Here is an 18,802-nt window from a genome sequence, read left to right on the forward strand (position 1 = left end):
TTATTGAGAAATAACTCCTTTGCTGCCTAGTATGATTGCTTTTTTGGCTTTAAGACGCAGTATCTCACTTTTTGTTGCTTCTCCCAGAGTATCCTTTGAGGTTAACAAAATAGGAGCATCATACTTATAAGCAAGCGGACCTCCAGCAAGGGCATCCGGGAAATTATACGCCGTAGAAAGTATAACTGTTTCTGATTTATCGAAGCCTGTCTGTGAGATTTGAACTGCGGTGTCAAATCGATTCTTACCTGAAATCCTTAATTCATTTGTTTCCGCAGACGTGTTGCTCGCCATAAATAAAAACAATAGTGAAAAAATAGTAGCAAAAGAGTAGAACTTAATCCTCATCTAATCCCTCCTAAGTAATGTAGAGCGTTATTCCCCAAATAATCAAAATACTACTATGGGTATAGTGTAAAACGTAGAATTCCCGAGTAAAAGGTATGTAGTCAAGTATCAAGATATCTTTTGATACTTCTAATTAATCCTTGTCTACGAAAAAGTATCCTTCTTTTTCCTGATTAAACTTTAGCTTCCACTCTTTTGTTTCGCCTTCTTCTTCCCATGTTACAAGAATAACTTTAGGATCATCGGTCTCTGCAAATGTAAAATCACCAAGACTTTTCCCTACTAAGTTCCTGTCATTTGCAATATCGATCATATGAAATGGGGGATAACTTAACAAGTCAGAATGGTTCACTTCTGTGTTAAGTTCTAGATCTCCCTCAACAAGGCTCTTCATGAATGTCTTAGCAGCTTCCATTGGGGTATCATTATTCGCACCACAAGCGCTCAGAAATACAATTAAACTAGTAAGTAGCAGTATTTTTATACCTTTCATTCTTTGCTGCACCTCCCTTCCATGATGTTTTTCCTACTCCAATTTACACAATAAAGTAGAATAACAGTTTCTATTATATACAAATGAGGGAATAATTTGGGGGATTTTGAAGAATTAGTTGGAATTTTGTAATATATTCTAGGTAAAAAGAAATAGCATTGAACACTTTCTCCCTTTTCTCAGCGCTCAAAATATTTATTTAAATCAAAAATGCAAATAGGGGCGATGAGCTAACTAAAATAGTCATCGTCCCCTTTTTGCTTGAATTAGCAAATTGATTAGTACTCCTTGTCAGCTCTTTAATTTTTCCCATCCCACTTCGTCTCTCAACTGACAAATAGATCCACTTTGGTAATATTTATTGAGAAAGAGCTATTTCTTTACCATTAACGTTGACAATAATTCCGTCTGGCTGCAAGGTAAGAGTAAAATCACCACTATTCCCCCACCCGTCATCTTCATAGTGATGAGATACCGTATTGTTTGAAAAGGTAAGTGTAACCGGTCCAACCGATTTGATTTGTACACAATTATTCGAACAGATGTCGAATGATATGTCAGCTGAATTTCCTGATATATTTTTAACATTTAAATAATAAATCCCTTTAGAGTCTTGCCACTTTCCTTCATAATCTTTTAAATTAGAATAGTTAGTCTTCATAGGGGTGGTACTGCTTACTGAGTCTTCATCAGGACTAACATCAGTGGCAGGAGTTTCTTCGTCGCTTTCGTTTTCCTCAGGAATTTTGACAAAGCTAACTAAACCATTTTCTCTATTTATTTGAAGAATGCTGTCTTTTACATACATCTGATTATCATTTATAACAGTGAATTGAAAGAATTGAGGATCTTGCTGATGCTCAGATTTGAGGATTTCCAAACCTTTAAGCGATGCAAATTTTTCAACTTCTTTCCAAGTTAAAAGGAAAGGCTTATCAGATGCTTTTAATATTTCTATATCTTCCAGTATCCATTTCTCAAGTTTCTGGTCATAAATAGCCTTTAAGATTAATGTGCGTCCTGTTTTATATGATTCATTCGCAAACTCCAGGACTTCTACTTTCTTCCCAAACATTGCATTATCAACCACTTTTAATCTTACTTCAGGAAGCAACTCATTCGGAGGACCTTCTTCTCCAAGTGTTTCTTGCGAACGTTTGAGAAGTTGTTTGATTTCTTCTCGTGTCTCATCTGCTACATTCTCACTTTCAGGGTTTTCTAGAGCTTCATAATAAAGATTCAATACTTCATCAGGTGCTATTTTCTTTATCTTGACTTCTTTTCCGCTTTCCAAAGAATCGTTGGTTGTATCTGTTTCTTTTGAGGTGCAACCAACGAGAGACATCATTAATAAGAATAATAGTAATACAACAATCTTTTTCATTTTTTCTCCCTTATAATTAAATATTTTCTTTTAAGACTTTTTCGGAATTTTTCATAGTGGATTGTATATGGTGTCTAGCTCCGCCATCCCACCAAATTACCCTGAGCTCAGGAAATAATTCTGCGATATATATCGCTTCCTTTACATCTTCTAAAAAGATATGTGTATACCCTAAATGGATCGCCGTTTTTCCTTTTATGCGTGCTCTTTCTTCACGTTTCTCCAAATTACCCACTTCATTAATGTATAATATTTCAGTTTTTTTATTGTATACGCATAAAAAGTTATTGGAGAATTCTATGTAGGCGTCATCTTCATTCTGCAACAGCTTATCAATGCTAAAATCATAAATTGAACGTTCAAACTCATGATCTTTTTTGCTTATGCCTGAACTCTGCTTGTTAATTCGATATCTTTCCCACGGTAAAATAAACCTCGTATCCCTTTCCATCGTATTAAAACAATGAAAATCTGGAATAGAAGCTGATTTTAAGTCTTTGCAAATGACGAAAGTCTTGACATCAAACCCTGTGTTCAACAAGAAATTCCTACAGTCAATCAGCGTCCTGCCAAGCCCTGCAAAGTCTTCAACTAATAAGACCTTTCCTTTGGCAGGTATCGAACCATGCCAATCGACTCTATTATTTTTACGGTCATATGTTAAAAAAAAGCATGGCAAACCCGTAAGAAAAGATAAGTGCATACCCGCGAAACTTCCCCCGCGCAGCACAATTACAATTGAATTGAAATTATGTTGTTTAAGACCCTCTGCCATTCCCTCAATCCTTAATGCAATTGAGTTATAGTCTAAATAAATGTTCTTCATCTTAACGCTCCACTCTACTGAAAAAACTAAAAGATTAAGGAAGCACCAGTACGGTACTTCCTTTTTTTATTCCAAAATATTTGCAGTACCCATAGGAGATACCTTATGTCCTCATAGCGAACTTAGACAGTTGGGTGCTGGATTCCCTGATTTCCATACCTCGCCATAAATTCTTCGTTCAATCTACTCGCTGTTTTATTAGCGTCAATCATACCCCATATCCAAACGATCGGATACGTAATGAATCCAATGATGACAAACATTAAAAGGACGTTTATGACTTGAAGAGCTATCATCCCTAAACCTTTACCAATTTGCCCATTGTAAATCTGCCCAACACCAGTCCAAAAGAATGATAATACCGTTGCTAAACCTGTACTTTTCATAGTAACCCCCTAAAAAATAGTATATAATACCTACTTTCTTATCGTCATTAAATTGGAAATGTTTATATTTTTTTACACATTCTTCATTATTCTCTTTTATTATCGCTAACCAAAACTGGCATATTGTAGTAAAGGTAATCTCTGGTGCCCAAAATAAAGGCACCAGGGAAAATCTAACTGTCCTTAGTCTATTTTAGACTTGTAATTTTAGGAAACCCCTTTTGGTGTATCCAATAATTAAGAGATTTATTATCATAAAAAAAGCTTGCGGAAACAGTCAAAAGACTGGCATCCACAAGCCAAATGCGGGAGACCTACTTCACTCCCTATATTTAATTCTTGAACGGGACAGGAGAACCGTCCCAATACACGTTAAATCCTCTCAACCCGGAACTCAAACTCCAGATCCTGATCAGCTGGAATTAGATATTCATCGTGTACAGGAGCACCCCAGCTGTCATCTCCGCCAACACCCATTTGCTTACCTGCCACTGTAATTACACTATAGTGAACAGGCGGAAGCTCATAAACATGCTGGGCATTTTCCAGCTCGAAGGCTGTGTACGGTGATACATTGCACTCGAGAGGCTCGCTTACAGAAGAAATCCTGATTCCCTGACCCTTCTTATTCAAGACGCTCAGTCTGCGAACTCCAGTCCGGTTACCTGACTCCTGAGGCATGACATAGCCTGAAAGATTATCAATTACCTGGTTTTTGAAGATTCCAAGCCTAGCACCCTTTGACCGGTCGGAATAGTTCTCTCCAGGACCCATTGCATACCATTCTAACTGGTCATAGTCAGCAGATGTCTTGAATGACAGCGCAAAAATCGGCATTTGCGGAAGGTTTTGCGCACCGTGGTACGCAGATTTAACATGGACACTTCCATCACCTAAAACAGTGTATGTCACCTTTACCTCGACCTCTGAACTGATCGAAAACTTATAAGTAAAGCCTATGCTAACCTGATATCTCTCTTCCTTAACGTCAATTCCCACACATTTACGAGCTAGGCTTGCGGCAAACCAGAGTCCCGACTCAAAGCCTTGAGAAAAGCCCCGGTCATTATCTGTCGTGGCCCTCCAAAATAACGGAGCTGGCGGCTGGGCAATCATTTCTCTGCCAGCAAAGTTCAATGATACCAGGCTTCCAACTTGCTTAGAGAAAATCGCGGAGAAATCACGGCCGTGAACGCCAATATTGACATCTCCATGTACGACACGAAGTTCACCTTCAACAGCCGGCCTTTCCTCAGCTTTTACCTCAAAAACATATTGCCCGAAAGCAACCTCATGGCCTGCATCCGCCCAAACTGTCTTCTCTTTCAATTTGAAAGCAGTTTGAATGGAATACTCTCCAGGAGAAGCCACAATATCAGCAGGAAAATTGAACTCTGCTCTTCCCTCGCTTTGCGGTTTTACATTCACCTCAAGCTGATTAAGGTAAATCTCTATCCCTTCAAGCAGCAAACTATATTCAAGTACATAATCCGTAGTATCAACAAAAAGATTTTCATTGATTATACTTACACCGTCAAAGTCCGGTACAAGCTTGATATTCTGATACAGGAATTTAACTTCCTGCATTTTAGGTGAAAGCTCACGATTGGCATACACAATCCCATTTGTACAGAATCCATAATCTGTTGGCCTGTCCTCAAAGTCACCGCCGTAAGCTAAAAACTCTTTCCCATAGCGGTCCTTTTTGATCAGCGACTGGTCAATATAATCCCAAATAAAGCCGCCCTGATACATCGGGTATTTCTGTTCCAGCTCCGTGTATTTATGCATGCCGCCAAGCGAGTTGCCCATCGCATGCATATACTCACAGCTGATATATGGCTTATCAGGATTTTCATCCAGGTATTTTTCAATATCTGCCGGCTTCGCGTACATTCGGCTTTCCATATCACTCGTTTCACGGTAATCAGGAGTCCAGAATACCCCTTCATAATGAACGAGGCGTCCTGGATCTACCTTTTTAAAATAACGGGAAACATTCAGAATCACTTCGCCGCCATAAGACTCGTTTCCACACGACCAAATCAGGATGGATGGGTGGTTCTTATCACGTTCGTACATCGATATCGCTCGGTCCATGACAATGTCTTCCCACTCCGGTTTGTTGCCCGGAATGTTCCACAAAGGCTCTACCTGGCCCATTTTCTGCCATGAACCATGTGTTTCAAGATTCATTTCATCAATGACATAGACGCCATACTCATCGCATAACTGATACCAATAGCTCTGATTCGGGTAATGAGAAGTCCTTACCGCATTGATATTGTTCTGCTTGAGCGTCTTGATATCCCAGAGCATATCTTCCCGGGAAATCGTCCTTCCTGTGTAGCAATTGAATTCATGGCGGTTAACACCTTTAAAAACAATTCGCTCCCCGTTCAGATGCATGATTTTATCGATCATTTCAAAACGCCTGAAGCCAACCTGTTGCGGGATGACCTCTACTAAGCTTCCACTTTCGTTATAAACGCGAATCAATAATTGATAAAGATATGGGTTTTCAGCACTCCAGAGTTGTGGTTGATCGACAACGAAAGAGATTGACGAAGCACCTTCATTTATTTCTCCATCCTGTGAAGCTACCAGATTTCCCTTTGCATCAAAAAGCTCGGCCGTTACTTTTCCAGGAGTAGGCTGACCTGATAAAAACGTGAGGTCAGCGAGTAGAGTCCCTTTTTTATAGGTTTCATCTAGCTCACCACGGATATTAGCATCAAAAACATGGATTTCAGGTACCATGTAAAGATACACATCCCGGAAGATTCCAGAGAATCGCCAGAAATCCTGGTCCTCAAGCCAACTGCCTGTACTGCGCTGATACACCTCAACGGCCAGCTTGTTTTCCCCTTCGGTAATATACGGGGTTAGGTCAAAATCCGCTGGAGTGAAGGAATCCTCGCTATATCCAACAAACTCGCCATTTAGCCAAACGTAGAATGCGGATTCCACACCCTGGAAAGAAACATAAACAGGTTGGTTCTGCATATTAGCAGGAAGAGTAAACGTTTTCACATAACTGCCGACTGGGTTGTGATCTCCTGGTATTTCCGGCGGGCGGATATCGGCGATCCCATCCCAGGGATACATCGTGTTCACATACTGTGGTTGCCCATGGCCTTGAAGCTGGATATGCCCAGGAACCGTGATGTCTCCCCACACAGAACTATCGAAGTCGGTTTTATAAAAATGCTCTGGACGGTGAGCCGGATTAATTGAATAATGGAATTTCCAATCACCATTCAGCATATGCCTCATTGACATTGGTGCCCCACTTTTCGCCTCCTCGATCGTTGCATAGTACTCATGATCTGAATGGGCAGGAACCCGATTAACAGCAAAAACTTGAATATCTGAAAGCCATTCTACTTTAGGAATCATTACCATTACAATCTTCCTTTCTATCCTTTTCTGTTTAAACTAAGACTCTACTTCTTCATTAATCATGAACGCAGTGCTACTCCGAACAAGAAGAAAAACACTCTAGCATTATCGAAATCGTAATAAGTGTTCTGATTCCTCTATTACAGGCGAATAACTAGATACATTTTTTATGATTAGCGGTGGGATCGCCCTTTTAGGGTAAGACTCGCTGTTAAAAGCAAATAAGTACCTCTAAAAGCTGTTGTTTTGTATACGCTTCTATGTATTTGCGACATACTTCTTTAATGATTATTTTACTATAACGAATGAAACAAGTCATACTGATATAATTCCCACTGAGAATTCCGACTTGAAAAGCATCCTTCTAAATGAGTTTACCAGTTTTTTATTTCTACACTGGAATGAGACACGAGCGATTCATCTTTTACAGTAAAAAAAGAAGCCAACAGGCCTCTTTTTTCATTATCTATCCTTTTACCGATCCTGCCGTCATACCGGCAATGAAATAGCGCTGCAGGAAAATATAGGCGATGACCATTGGAGCTGATGCAATCATTACTCCAGTAAACAGCATCGGATAATTGGTCATATATTCTCCCTGGAACTCAAGGAGCGCAAGCGGCAATGTTTTATAATCCTTATTGGTGATGAATAACAATGGGTACAGCAAGTCATTCCACACCATTACGAACAGGAATATTGCCGTTGCTGACAGGGATGGCAAGGATAGTGGCATTGCAATCCTCGTGTACATCTGCCAGTTGGAAGCACCATCTATAGTACTCGCCTCGAACAGGGACTTTGGCAGAGATTTCATGAAGCCTGTCAATATAAATACCGCAACCGGCAAGGTAACTGAGGTATTGACAACAATAAGACCTGTCAGGCTATTTGTCAGACCCAGGTCAAAGACAAGCTGATACAATGGAATCATGTTTACCTGCGCTGGAACCATCATCCCTAAGGTAAACAGACCAAATAGAGAATTACCGATCCAGCCTGACATACGGGTGATGGCAAATGCAATTAGGCTGGCAAAAAACAGAGTCATGCTGACTGAGATTAACGTGACAATTACGCTGTTAATGAAATACGTATTCATCGACTCTTCAATGAAGAGTGAAACATAGTTCTCAAAATCAAAGCTTTCAGGAAGTCCCAGTACGTCCTGGTACATTTCAGCAGAAGACTTAAATGTAGTAAAGAAGATTGATACTATTGGTATTGCAATTAGCAATGCATAGATGGTAATAAGCCCGCCTTTAGTAATCTTCAAGGCCTTCCCCCTCCTTCTTGGTTAATTCATATATCCCTCTAACTTAGGGAAGTTCTAGTTATTCACTCTGTCTGAGCGCAAAACTTTGAATTGAATGATGGTGATGATGGCAATCACGATCATAAAAATGACTGATGCAGCAGAAGCGTAGCCAAACTTAAAGCTTCTGAATGCTGTTGAGTATATAAATGTTGCGAGAATTTCTGTTGAATAGTTAGGGCCACCACGAGTCATCGCATAAATCAGGTCAAAGGCTTTGAAGGATTGAATGGTTGTATAAGCCACTACGATCGTAGCAGCAGGAGCAACCATAGGCCATGTAACAAACCGGAAACTCTGCCATCTGGAAGCACCTTCAATTTTAGCTACTTCATATAAATCTTCCGGAATGTTTTGCAGGCCGGCTACGAAAATGATTAACATTTGACCTGTATGCATCCACACTTGTACGACAGCGATTGAGAAGATGGCAATGTCCTGATCTCCCAGCCAGTTTTGCGAAAGAACTTCCAGGTTCAGCTTCCCTAAGATGGTGTTCAGAATTCCCAGATTTGGGTCATAAATGAATGACCAGATGAATGCTACCGATACAGATGACAAGATGGTCGGGAAGAAATATAGGGCTCTCAAGAAGACATTTGTCTTTGTGTTTTTCACTAAATAAATAGCGAACAGTAAAGAAAATGCTGTCTGGAAAATAACAACGAATAACATGAACTTTATGTTATTGGAAAAAGCTTTTACAAAGATCGAGTCATTGGTAAAGATATTTATGTAGTTTTCAACACCGACAAAGTTATAGTCCGCTGTTAAACCATCCCAATCCGTGAGGGAATAGAAGATTGCACTCAAAGTTGGATAAATAAAAAATATTGAATATAGAATCAGGCCTGGTAGCACAAAGAAGTATAACGCCTTATTTTGCTTGAGATTCATAGAACCCCCTCCTCATGAATTGGAGTTAAGTATTTTAATAGAAAGAGGTTATCTCTTTACATAAGTAACACCCTGAGATATCAACCTGCTTTTAAAAAAAGAGAGAAGGAGAATGTCTCCCTCTCTCCCGTCTTGATGATTTACTTGATGTTTTGATCGACGATTTTCTGCGCTGCTTCTGCAGCCTTCTTAGGATCTTCTCCGCCAAGTACAGATTGAATAGAAGCAATTACCGCTTTCTCTACGTCTGCATTAGGAATCAGGTAACGCGGCTGGAAGCGAGTCTTCTTTTCGCTCCACTCAGCAGCTGCTTTCAATGCTTCAGACTCATAGTTTACACCCGGTATGGTCAGGAATTGGCCTGTCTTGTTTGCATAGTATTCTGCATTTTCAGGCTGAGTAAGGAAGTTGATGAATTTCTTTGCTTCTTCTTTGTTTTTAGATTTGCTGTTTACCCCAAACATGAATGTTGTGGTATGGATCCCTTCATACTCCGCCTCGTCTGCAGACACTGTGATTGGAGCCAACAGTCCTAGTTCGATGTCAGGATTTAATTCTTGAATATTTGCCATCGCATAGGATCCAGTCGCAAGCATCGCTGCTTTTCCTTGAGCAACTTGTGCGATTGCCCCCTCATGCTTTGTACCAAGTGCATCAGCACCAAAGTAGCCTTTGTCCATTAGCTCTTGGAACTGAGTAAGGGTCTTGACCCACCATTCATCCGTAAGTTTTGCTTCACCATTCATCAGTTTCGCAAAAATTTCTTCATCCGGTGCATTGTTCATCATCATGGAGTTCATGAATTGTCCCGGACCAATATCAGCACCTGGGAAAGCGATTGGTGTATATCCGTTTTCCTTTAATTTCTCGTTCATTGCCAGGAAACCTTCCCAGTCATCTGGCGGCTCAATGCCAAGCTCTTTAAAAAGAGTCTTGTTATAGACCGGTTGGTTATATACAAGCTGGAATGGAAGTGCGAGCTGCTTGCCATCAGCTTCTCCGGCTGCGATCAGGTTCTCGTTGAAATTGCCAACAATATCATCACCTGTCAAATCTTCAAAAAGGCCAGCCTTTTTAATAATTTCAAACTGAGATCCAGGGAATGCTGTGAATACATCTCCAGTAGAACCATCACGGAGTAATGTTTGTGCCGTTGATTGATACTGCTCTGATGGATAAGCGGTCATTTCAACTTTAATACCAGGATTCTCTTTCTCAAATCGGCTAATCAATTCCTTGAAAACCTCAGAGTCTTCTCCACGCCAATGGATGAAGCTGATTTTCTTATCTCCCCCGTCGCCTTCTCCGCTGCTTTCTTTTGAAGAGCAGCCTGCCATGAAACTGGATACTAATAGAACCAACATTAGTAGTACCGAAAGCTTCTTTTTCATTTGGTACATTTCCCCCTTATTTTAAATAAATAGGTCACAACATCACTATCTTATATACATATGTCGTGACCTTTAATCCCATTACTAAGGTGATGACAGCGTTTTCACTAAACTACTTAAAATATACACATGATTGTATGCTAATTCAACTATTTTTTAAATATTTTAAAAAATTAATCTATAGAATAATATTTAAAATAACCGGCAGTGTAATAATGCTGCTGAGTGTACTGATCAGCGTGCAAGTGGATACAAAAACCGGCCTAGTATTGAACTGAAGTGCATACATTGTTGTATTCGTTGCCGATGGCATTGCCGCCAGGAGAATCATAATATCTTTTACCTCTTCTGAAACTGGCAAAATAGACGCAAAAATAAGAGCGAGTATTGGTGCCACCATGAGTTTAATGATCAAAGAATAAGAGAGTTTCTCCACTTCAAGTTTTTTCAAGGAAATCTTTGCGAGCTGCATTCCGAGAATGACCATGATGGTCGGGATTGCTGCATCTGCCACTAAGTTAATTGACTTGTAAAACATGGAATCAATTGTTATTTCTAACAATTGAAAAACAATACCGAGCAGAGACCCATATACAATTGGCATTTTTGCCACTGCTTTAAAAGCTGTGTATATACCATCTTGTTGGTCGCTTCCTTTTGCGGCATAATATACGCCGATTGTACTCATGATCAGCTGCTGGATTACAAGCAAGATGACGGCAATGTCAAAGCCCGATTCTCCAAAGACAAATAGCACCACCGGTGTTCCGTAATTACCGTTGTTCATAAAAGCGGAAGATAAAATCAAGGAACTCGTTTCAGTGCGGGAGTATTTTTTTATAAAAGATACTGCATACACGATGGAAATCAGGCCGAAGCATAATCCTAGCGCATAGATTGTCAAATAGAGATAATTCAGGTTGATTTCATTCTCATAGAAAGTCCTGAAGGCTAAAAAGGGAGACAGCAGATAGATAGCCATCTTCGATAAACTTCTGGGATCAAACCCTATTACCTTCTGTCCGACAAAACCTATCGCGAATATACTAAACACCGGAAGCAGCACCAGCACAAACTCCACAACTTTCCCACCTTTTCCTATCTACACTGCATCATTGTCCCCCGGGAGTAACCCCTATCTCGTCAGAGGACTACAGATTTAGGACTATGATGCGCTCTTCTGTCATTTCTTCTATGGCGTACTTAGGACCCTCTTTTCCAGTTCCGCTCCTTTTTACACCACCATATGGCATATGGTCAACACGGTAAGCCGAAGCATCATTCACGATTAGTCCGCCGACTTCAATCTGTTTTGCAGCTTTCATTGCAAATCCAAGATTTGTAGTGAACAAACCTGCTTGCAAGCCATAATCCGAATCGTTGACCTTCTCGATCACTTCTTCTTCACTGGAGTATTTTTCAATGGAAATAACCGGACCGAATACTTCCTGGCGGCATATTTTCATATCAGAATGAGTGTTTGTAAGAATAGTAGGTGAGTAGAAAGCACCGTCACGCTTTCCGCCAACAAGGATCTCAGCCCCCATTTCAACTGCTTCATTCACCCATGCTTCCACACGTTCCGCTTCTTCAAGGCGAATCATCGGCCCGACATTTGTTTCTGGATCAAACGGATCTCCCACCTTCAATCCTTCTGTTTTCTCCTTTAAGCTTGATAGGAATTCATCATATACATTCTCATGGACATACACCCGCTGGACCGAAATGCAGACCTGTCCCGCATTATTAAAGCTCTTTTGCGAAATCAATGTCGCAGCCTTTTCCAGCTCGGCATCATAATGGACAACCGTAGCGGAGTTATTTCCAAGCTCGAGGGCCACTTTTCGCAAGCCTGCTTTCTGACGGATCAATTCTCCCACACGCGGGCTTCCTGTAAAGGTAAACATATTGACATTTTTATTCGCCAATAAGGCATCACCGATTTGCGGGCCGTCACCGGTCAGCAAATTCAAACGACCTTTAGGCAAGCCGACTTCTTCGAATAATTTTGTTAAAAGAACGGCAGATACAGGCGTCACTTCAGCAGGCTTCAATACAACTGCATTACCGGCAGCCAAAGCAGGACCTACTTTATGGCAGACAAGATTCAACGGCACATTGAACGGAGTGATGGCTGCAACAACCCCAACTGGCACGCGGACTGTAAAAGCCATGCGGTTCTCTGAACCCTGCGCACTTTCCACAGGAACTCCTTCTCCATGAATACGTTTAGCTTCTTCTGCCGAAATTTCCAATGTAAGAGCAGACCTCTCCACTTCACCGCGGCACTCACCCAGTGGCTTTCCTACTTCAGTGGCTAAAGCATTCGCAAATTCTTCTTTTCTTTCAACTAATGTTTCTGCAGCCTTTTTCAAGACAAGATAACGATCATAAGGAGCCCAGTCTTGTTTGTAAGCTGTTTTTGCTGCTTCTACTGCCTGGTTCACATGTTCTTCACTAGCCACACTTATGGAGGCGAATGGCTCCCTAGTATATTTGTTAAGGACAGGCATTTTTTCTTCCGTTGCAATCCATTCACCATTTATGAACAATTCATAGTTTTTGCTTTCTCCCATTCATCTCACTCTCCTCTTATCGTTTTAATTCAATGTCATAATGGTATTGATCACTTCGATATTTCGTCCGGGTGTATTCAATTGGTTTATCATCAATCCCGAAGCTTAGGCGGGACATTTCGAGCAAAGCCTCTCCTCCTCGAATGCCAAGTAGATCGGCTTCATATATTGTGGCGTTCATAGCCGAAATTTTCTCCTTCGCCCGCTTCAGAATGATATTGTTATGTTCAAGAATTTCGTAAAATTTAGCAGAGTTTAAGTCATGTTTAATTAGGATCTCCCCGATATGTTCAGGCCAGCATGAACGCTCCAGCGCAATCGGCATACCATCAGCAAATCGTACACGGTCGACGATCAGTATTCTAGAATCTTCAGGAACCCCTAAGTTCAGTTTTTCTTCATATAAGGCTTCTGTGAACTCCACCCGCATCAATTTGGAATGGGGTGTCAGACCTTTTTCCATGACTTCTTCTGCAAATCCCTTCAGCCTGCCGAGACTTCCGACAAGCTGTTGTGGTTTGACAATGGTACCCTTTCCCTGGCGCTTCTCTAAAAGCCCATCCTGTACAAGCATGGAAATGGCTTGCCTAATTGTAGTTCGGCTGACATCGAATTCTTTCATTAAATCCTGCTCAGTAGGAATGAGAGTATTCGGCTCCCATATCCGATTTTGTATTCTTCTGATGAGGATATCCTTCACCTGTTGATAAAGAGCAATATTCTTATTGGTATCGATTCCGTTTTCAACCATCATACCTTTTGGTTCCCTTCTTTTTAAGCACCATAATATTCAGTGCGTAGTCCAAGGCGCTTACCTAGTGAAAGCAATTCCTCGGTAACATCAGCATAGACAATGGCGTAATGTGGCTCATATCCACTTTCCATCAAGGAATATAACGTCTCCTGCACATCGCCTTGAAGTGCAACTTCAACTGAAGTACCTGAAAACGGCTGTTCCACATCAAGAGCCTCACCTTTCATGACGAGCAGCCGGTATCCGTCGGCATCTTCGCTCAGCCTGAATATTGTTACCCCTCCTGCTTTCAAGCCAAACTCCATCGTCAATCCCATCTTGCGGTTCGGATGGACCCCGGCCTGTGCACCAGTAGACGGACGTGCCAGTGAATAGGCTCCTGCACCACAATGCCAAAATACGACCGAGTTGTTCTCTTCATTGACATGGACAAGGTCTCCCAGATAGGGTGCACTGCCATTGCTCAGCTCTTGTAAAATGTACATGGAGATTGAACCGTTGATGTCTGACTCACAGGCAGAAACGACACCATATTCAGTGAACTGGGAAAGCGTGGAACAAGCAGCAGCACCAAGTTCATTGAAAAAGTCCGGCCAGCAGCGAATGGCAAGTGCCTTGATTTCTTCTGACTCAATATATTTTTCCACATACGTGTAGAACTGGGCAAACCTCTGTACTGTCTGATCTGTTTTGTTTAGGCCCATCACATGTTTTTCTGCGAGTTCGAGGGCCGACGAATACTCTTCTTCCGTCAGCTTTTTGCATTCCTCAAAGGCTTTAAGCAGCTCTATCTTCTTTAAGCTGACTCCAATTTCCTCTTTGAGTTTCTCTTCGTTCGTATCGGAGAAGAAAAATCCTGGAGGGTGTTCACCGATGACTCCCACTTTTAACTGCTTCAGGCTGTTCACCATATAGTTCACTTTCAACTCAACCAGCATTTTTTGCTGAAGAGTTTCTTCCGAAGGATTCCCGAAAACAAAAGAGTATGGGTGTCTATGAACTTTCAAGAGGTTGCTTGTTGCATTCCCTCCGGTTAGCGAGTTCAGGCGCAGACGTCCGCCAACACTCGGCTCCCTTACCGACCAGACAACGATTGGCTCTTTTCTTTTTTGGATGACAGCGTATGGGAACTCCCCGTCAGCAAATGTAGTGCTTTGATAAATGATGCTGTCAAATTGCTTATCCTTGAACTGATCCAATAAAGCGTTCAGTTCTTCCGGAGATGTGATGATGTTCTCCGATGTATATATATCTTTAACCATTCCCTCGAGCATATGGACAGTATCTTTTCTATATTGTTCAGCTGTTTCTAAATCGAATGTCTTCCTCCCGATCGGTAAGTAAAGTATCGATGTATTAAGCATGAAAGACTCTCCTTCTAATCTATAAGTTTCTTAAATTCCTGAATAGCTCCGACCATTGGGAATCTTTACGATAGAAAACGGGTGTATTTCCAAGAGGTGCAGCCACTGTATGGGTCCCGCCGGAAAATTCCTCACCTGACCAGAGATGGATCCAATTATCTTCTGGCAAGTAGACATCCCAGGTGCTTCTGCCTTCTGCATAGACAGGCGCAACGAGCATATCCCTTCCATATAAGTACTGATATTTAATGTCATAGGCGGTTTTGTCATCCTCGTAGTGCATAAATAACGGACGCTGCACCGGCAGTCCCTTTTCAGCATTTTCTTTTACCAGGCTCTTAGTATATGGAGCAAGCGCGCAATAGACATCAGTCATCCTCTTGAAGTGATCCATCGTTTCATCGTCTGCATCATACTGAACACAGTCATATGGACGGTTTCCTTCATGAGAGCGAAGTACAGGCGTGAAGGCAGCCATGTCCATCCACCTTAATAGAAGTTCTTTATCACGCTTGATCCCATGCAAACTTGTGTAGCCGCCGATATCACTGTGGTGAAGTCCCATTCCAGACATACCTGCGGAAAGTGCAGCCGGGATGACAGATGCCAGGCCGTCATCAAGCGACCAGTCCACCGACTGGTCTCCTGCCCAAAGAAGTGTGCAGTATTTTTGGAATCCTGCATAGCCGGCTCTCATAAAGTAAACGACTTCTCCCAGTTTTCCTGCTTCCTTGACAGCTTCATAATTTGCTTTTGCCCAAAGTACAGGCCATTCATTATGCTTCATCATGGCTGGCTCGCCGCTGCTTAAGTAAAGGTCAGTCGGCAGGTATTCACCAAAGTCTGCCATCCAGCCATCAAGTCCGAAATCAATGAGATTTTTCTTTATGACACCTTTATACCATTTGAAGGCTTCTTCGTTTGTAAAATCGATGACACCGCAGTCAAACTCGCCAAAATCAATAATATATGTTTTCCCCTCGGCATCTAGCGCGAAGTAACCATGCTCTTCCGCTTCCTTGAAAAGGTTTCCCTCCACTGCTAAATAAGGATTGATATATCCAAGGAACTTAATGCCTTTTTCCTTCCACTCTTTAAGCTTCTGGTCGAGACCCGGATACTCCTCCGGATTCCATTGCCAGTTCCACATCAATCGTTTCCCGAAAGAGGTGATCCTTTTTCCTTGCCAATCCTGGCACCATACCCCCGAAACCTTGATTCCTTTGTCTAATGCCTTATTGATTTTTTCATCTACGAGATCGGTACCGCCCTGCATCCCAAGAATGATTCCGTCATAGATCCATTCCGGCAGTTCCGGCTGGCGGCCGAACTTCGCCGTGATTTTTTCAGTCAGACCTACATAACTTTCTGCCCCTTCGAGGACAATCTGCTTTGGAAGTTCCCATACATGAAGCTCGTGGAAGCCTTCCCTGCGGAAGTTAAAGTCAGCATAAGCCGTCGTCTCCACATGGCAGTAGTATTTTTCACTTGAAACGAAAGTAGTCTGCGGATAGTTTGTATGATAGTAGTCACCGCCGGCTTTGCCTGTCACATCCGCCATCCAGGTTACATAGGTGGATTTGTTCCTGCCAACCCCTGGTTCTGAGGTCCATAATGGAAAGTTCTTGCCACGAAGGTTGAAGTACGACATCTGTTCACCGCAGCCATAGATTTTCTCTTCCTTTTCGGCATTGAGGCGGAACCAAAAACGGTTGATTCGAGGATCACGCCGGTGAAAATCCATAGTGATTTTATTATCTTCATGAGTCAATGTCAGATCAAACAAAGGTGGTGAGAAATCATTCATTGTAAAGAATGTCAGCTCGAGTTGGTTTTCCGATTTCTTTTTTATTTCCGCATATCGCAGTGGCACTCTTGCTTCAAGATAATCCTGCAGATTGAAGTTTCCGCGGTACATTTCAACAATCTCTTCTCCATTCCCAACATAAAAGCAAGGGTGGTTTAGTGAATGCTGAATCAGCGGTTCATCATTCCACTTTACGACTAACTCATTTTCACTTCTTTCATAAGAGAATCCTGCCCCAAGTTTCACATAGGCTGTCATCGATACCCCTCATTTCATTCACTCTTATAATCTATCTGTAGTAGATCTCCAGGTTTTCCCCTCGAATCCCTGGATGTGCTCCTCTGTCTATCATTCGTTTGTTATCCGGATGTGCCAACACCCACTTATTCTTCATTAAAAGAAGTGGGTCCTTTGGACTTCCTTCTTCTAGTTCAGTATTCGTACCTTGTGGTAAAACAACAATGCACTTAAAACCATTGTCTGAAGTTTTACATGGAGCCAAATGGAGAGTGGTGCCGTACATCTCGATCACTGTTCCCTCTGGCAGGTAAAATGCACTTAAATTATTGCTAACATAGGTTCTATCTTCTGTTATATCCTGCACACTGCCGAGAAGAAGGATCATATCAGTCACCGCGACATTGATTTCACTGCCTTTATGGAATTCTAGCCCATTCAGATTCGAGTTCCTTCCATTGCAATAACCAACCTGAACAGGGAACTCTCCGTATACGTCGTTTTGGAAATCCTTTTTGACGGGATCGCTTTCCATTTCCGGGACACTGGCGATATATACATTTCCTTCTTCCGGGATTCCTGTTTTTTCTTTAACGTAGTCCATCAGCGAGGAAACATCATAACCTTTCAAGACCTTTCCAAAGGGACGAAACGCCTCACCTTCAATATGGTGAAATTTCAAATGTGTATTCAGACTTTTCAGCTCATCAAACCGAGAGGTCATAAAAAAACTGTCTCCTTTACCACTCCAAGGCAATGTGCAGTTATGCCATCGCCTTAAAGTTCAATTAAAGTGAAGAGGTCATTCTGTTTCCGTGTTGTCCCATGCATCGCGAAATACAGTTAATCCGTAGTCTGTGAATGCGTGGTGGAAGCTTGCTTTGTACACATCAAATCCGCAAGTGACAATATCCGCTCCTGCCTTAGCAGCATCAGCAATCTGTTTTCCGTTTCGCAAGGCAGCTACGATTATTTCAGTTTCATAACCATATGTACGGTAAATGTTCACGATATCTTGAATATATGGTCCTGTATCTTCTCCGCTTTGCTCTTTCCAGCCAACGAACGGAGAAACAAAAGCAGCTCCGACACGTGCCGGCTGCAGTGCCTGGGAAGGTGAGAATACAAGCGTTACATTTGTACGGATTCCTTCTTCTTCAAGCATTTTCGCTGCGATTAATCCTTGTTCTGTACACGGAATCTTGATAATGAAGTTGTCTGAAAGGCTCGCAAACTTCCTGCCTTCGGATACCATTTCATTAAAATCATCAAGATGCGGATTGATCTCTATTGAAATCGGAAAATTATCCACCCCTTTAAACTCATCCGCCAACTCTTGTAAAATAGCAACCAACGGTTTTCCGCTATTCATGATATGTTTCGGGTTTGTAGTAACCCCATCAATCCCCCAATGTTTGTATGCATAACGGATTTCATCAATCTTCGCGCTGTCCAAGAAATACTTCATCACTATTACCTCCAATATTTGTAGTAACATAATTACCTTTAACAAAACATCACTATCTTTAAAACCATTTTATGAAAACGTATACAAAATATCAAGTGAATATTCAAAAAATATTCAAAAGTTTGATATCAATCTTCAGTAGTTGCGGAAAATC

16 protein-coding genes are annotated in these 18,802 nt (G+C 41.6%); all 16 read right to left on the reverse strand.

Annotated features, from left to right (window positions below):
- The 16 genes from J7E32_RS06010 to J7E32_RS06085 all read right to left on the reverse strand — a co-directional run bounded on the left by J7E32_RS06010 (window position 1) and on the right by J7E32_RS06085 (window position 18,648).
- Window positions 1-348 carry a cell wall-binding repeat-containing protein gene (locus J7E32_RS06010; protein ID WP_214905074.1) on the reverse strand — a complete coding sequence of 116 codons (348 nt, stop codon included), beginning with the start codon at window positions 346-348 and terminating at the stop codon, window positions 1-3.
- 133 nt (window positions 349-481) lie between these two features.
- The gene (locus J7E32_RS06015; protein ID WP_214905076.1) at window positions 482-841 is read right to left on the reverse strand and encodes a hypothetical protein; all 360 of its coding nucleotides are present in this window, start codon (window positions 839-841) and stop codon (window positions 482-484) included.
- Between the two features lie 358 nt (window positions 842-1,199).
- Window positions 1,200-2,225, reverse strand: a complete 1,026-nt coding sequence (locus J7E32_RS06020) for a hypothetical protein (RefSeq protein ID WP_214905079.1) — start codon at window positions 2,223-2,225, stop codon at window positions 1,200-1,202.
- 16 nt (window positions 2,226-2,241) lie between these two features.
- Window positions 2,242-3,051, reverse strand: coding sequence for a phosphoribosyltransferase (locus J7E32_RS06025; protein ID WP_214905080.1), 810 nt, complete (start codon window positions 3,049-3,051; stop codon window positions 2,242-2,244).
- Between the two features lie 122 nt (window positions 3,052-3,173).
- Window positions 3,174-3,437 carry a hypothetical protein gene (locus tag J7E32_RS06030; protein WP_214905082.1) on the reverse strand — a complete coding sequence of 88 codons (264 nt, stop codon included), beginning with the start codon at window positions 3,435-3,437 and terminating at the stop codon, window positions 3,174-3,176.
- Window positions 3,438-3,809: 372 nt separating this feature from the next.
- Window positions 3,810-6,842, reverse strand: a complete 3,033-nt coding sequence (lacZ, locus tag J7E32_RS06035) for a beta-galactosidase, LacZ type (protein WP_214905085.1) — start codon at window positions 6,840-6,842, stop codon at window positions 3,810-3,812.
- Between the two features lie 463 nt (window positions 6,843-7,305).
- A complete protein-coding gene (locus J7E32_RS06040; protein WP_214905088.1) occupies window positions 7,306-8,115 on the reverse strand; it encodes a carbohydrate ABC transporter permease in 810 nt (269 codons plus the stop codon).
- Window positions 8,116-8,169: 54 nt separating this feature from the next.
- On the reverse strand, window positions 8,170-9,051 hold the full coding sequence (locus J7E32_RS06045; protein ID WP_214905091.1) for a carbohydrate ABC transporter permease: 882 nt from the start codon (window positions 9,049-9,051) through the stop codon (window positions 8,170-8,172).
- A 140-nt stretch (window positions 9,052-9,191) separates the two neighbouring features.
- Window positions 9,192-10,442 (reverse strand): ABC transporter substrate-binding protein, encoded by a 1,251-nt coding sequence (locus J7E32_RS06050; RefSeq protein ID WP_214905094.1) that lies wholly within the window; start codon window positions 10,440-10,442, stop codon window positions 9,192-9,194.
- A gap of 178 nt (window positions 10,443-10,620) precedes the next feature.
- The gene (locus J7E32_RS06055) at window positions 10,621-11,523 is read right to left on the reverse strand and encodes an AEC family transporter (protein WP_214905097.1); all 903 of its coding nucleotides are present in this window, start codon (window positions 11,521-11,523) and stop codon (window positions 10,621-10,623) included.
- A 70-nt stretch (window positions 11,524-11,593) separates the two neighbouring features.
- Complete coding sequence (locus tag J7E32_RS06060) at window positions 11,594-13,018, reverse strand: aldehyde dehydrogenase family protein (protein WP_214905101.1); 1,425 nt, start codon at window positions 13,016-13,018, stop codon at window positions 11,594-11,596.
- A 16-nt stretch (window positions 13,019-13,034) separates the two neighbouring features.
- Window positions 13,035-13,772: a GntR family transcriptional regulator gene (locus J7E32_RS06065; RefSeq protein WP_286182782.1), complete on the reverse strand. Its 738-nt coding sequence runs from the start codon at window positions 13,770-13,772 to the stop codon at window positions 13,035-13,037.
- A gap of 20 nt (window positions 13,773-13,792) precedes the next feature.
- Window positions 13,793-15,136, reverse strand: a complete 1,344-nt coding sequence (sftI, locus tag J7E32_RS06070; protein ID WP_214905103.1) for a sulfoquinovose isomerase — start codon at window positions 15,134-15,136, stop codon at window positions 13,793-13,795.
- A gap of 19 nt (window positions 15,137-15,155) precedes the next feature.
- Window positions 15,156-17,201 carry an alpha-glucosidase gene (locus tag J7E32_RS06075; RefSeq protein ID WP_214905106.1) on the reverse strand — a complete coding sequence of 682 codons (2,046 nt, stop codon included), beginning with the start codon at window positions 17,199-17,201 and terminating at the stop codon, window positions 15,156-15,158.
- Between the two features lie 31 nt (window positions 17,202-17,232).
- On the reverse strand, window positions 17,233-17,904 hold the full coding sequence (locus tag J7E32_RS06080) for a DUF4867 family protein (RefSeq protein WP_214905108.1): 672 nt from the start codon (window positions 17,902-17,904) through the stop codon (window positions 17,233-17,235).
- A gap of 78 nt (window positions 17,905-17,982) precedes the next feature.
- On the reverse strand, window positions 17,983-18,648 hold the full coding sequence (locus J7E32_RS06085; RefSeq protein ID WP_214905111.1) for a transaldolase family protein: 666 nt from the start codon (window positions 18,646-18,648) through the stop codon (window positions 17,983-17,985).
- Window positions 18,649-18,802 lie beyond the last annotated feature (154 nt).

Origin of the sequence: Bacillus sp. ISL-55, assembly GCF_018613155.1 — a bacterium.
GTDB lineage: Bacteria > Bacillota > Bacilli > Bacillales > Cytobacillaceae > Mesobacillus.

What these genes read in the sequence shown, in the direction of transcription:
- J7E32_RS06030 (WP_214905082.1), bottom strand. Translation starts at nt 3,437, where the DNA reads ATGAAAAGTACAGGTTTAGCAACGGTATTATCATTCTTTTGGACTGGT.
- J7E32_RS06010 (WP_214905074.1), bottom strand. Translation starts at nt 348, where the DNA reads ATGAGGATTAAGTTCTACTCTTTTGCTACTATTTTTTCACTATTGTTT.
- J7E32_RS06025 (WP_214905080.1), bottom strand. Translation starts at nt 3,051, where the DNA reads ATGAAGAACATTTATTTAGACTATAACTCAATTGCATTAAGGATTGAG.
- J7E32_RS06085 (WP_214905111.1), bottom strand. Translation starts at nt 18,648, where the DNA reads ATGAAGTATTTCTTGGACAGCGCGAAGATTGATGAAATCCGTTATGCA.
- J7E32_RS06075 (WP_214905106.1), bottom strand. Translation starts at nt 17,201, where the DNA reads ATGACAGCCTATGTGAAACTTGGGGCAGGATTCTCTTATGAAAGAAGT.
- J7E32_RS06045 (WP_214905091.1), bottom strand. Translation starts at nt 9,051, where the DNA reads ATGAATCTCAAGCAAAATAAGGCGTTATACTTCTTTGTGCTACCAGGC.
- lacZ (WP_214905085.1), bottom strand. Translation starts at nt 6,842, where the DNA reads ATGGTAATGATTCCTAAAGTAGAATGGCTTTCAGATATTCAAGTTTTT.
- J7E32_RS06080 (WP_214905108.1), bottom strand. Translation starts at nt 17,904, where the DNA reads ATGACCTCTCGGTTTGATGAGCTGAAAAGTCTGAATACACATTTGAAA.
- J7E32_RS06065 (WP_286182782.1), bottom strand. Translation starts at nt 13,772, where the DNA reads ATGATGGTTGAAAACGGAATCGATACCAATAAGAATATTGCTCTTTAT.
- J7E32_RS06050 (WP_214905094.1), bottom strand. Translation starts at nt 10,442, where the DNA reads ATGAAAAAGAAGCTTTCGGTACTACTAATGTTGGTTCTATTAGTATCC.
- sftI (WP_214905103.1), bottom strand. Translation starts at nt 15,136, where the DNA reads ATGCTTAATACATCGATACTTTACTTACCGATCGGGAGGAAGACATTC.
- J7E32_RS06060 (WP_214905101.1), bottom strand. Translation starts at nt 13,018, where the DNA reads ATGGGAGAAAGCAAAAACTATGAATTGTTCATAAATGGTGAATGGATT.
- J7E32_RS06015 (WP_214905076.1), bottom strand. Translation starts at nt 841, where the DNA reads ATGAAAGGTATAAAAATACTGCTACTTACTAGTTTAATTGTATTTCTG.
- J7E32_RS06020 (WP_214905079.1), bottom strand. Translation starts at nt 2,225, where the DNA reads ATGAAAAAGATTGTTGTATTACTATTATTCTTATTAATGATGTCTCTC.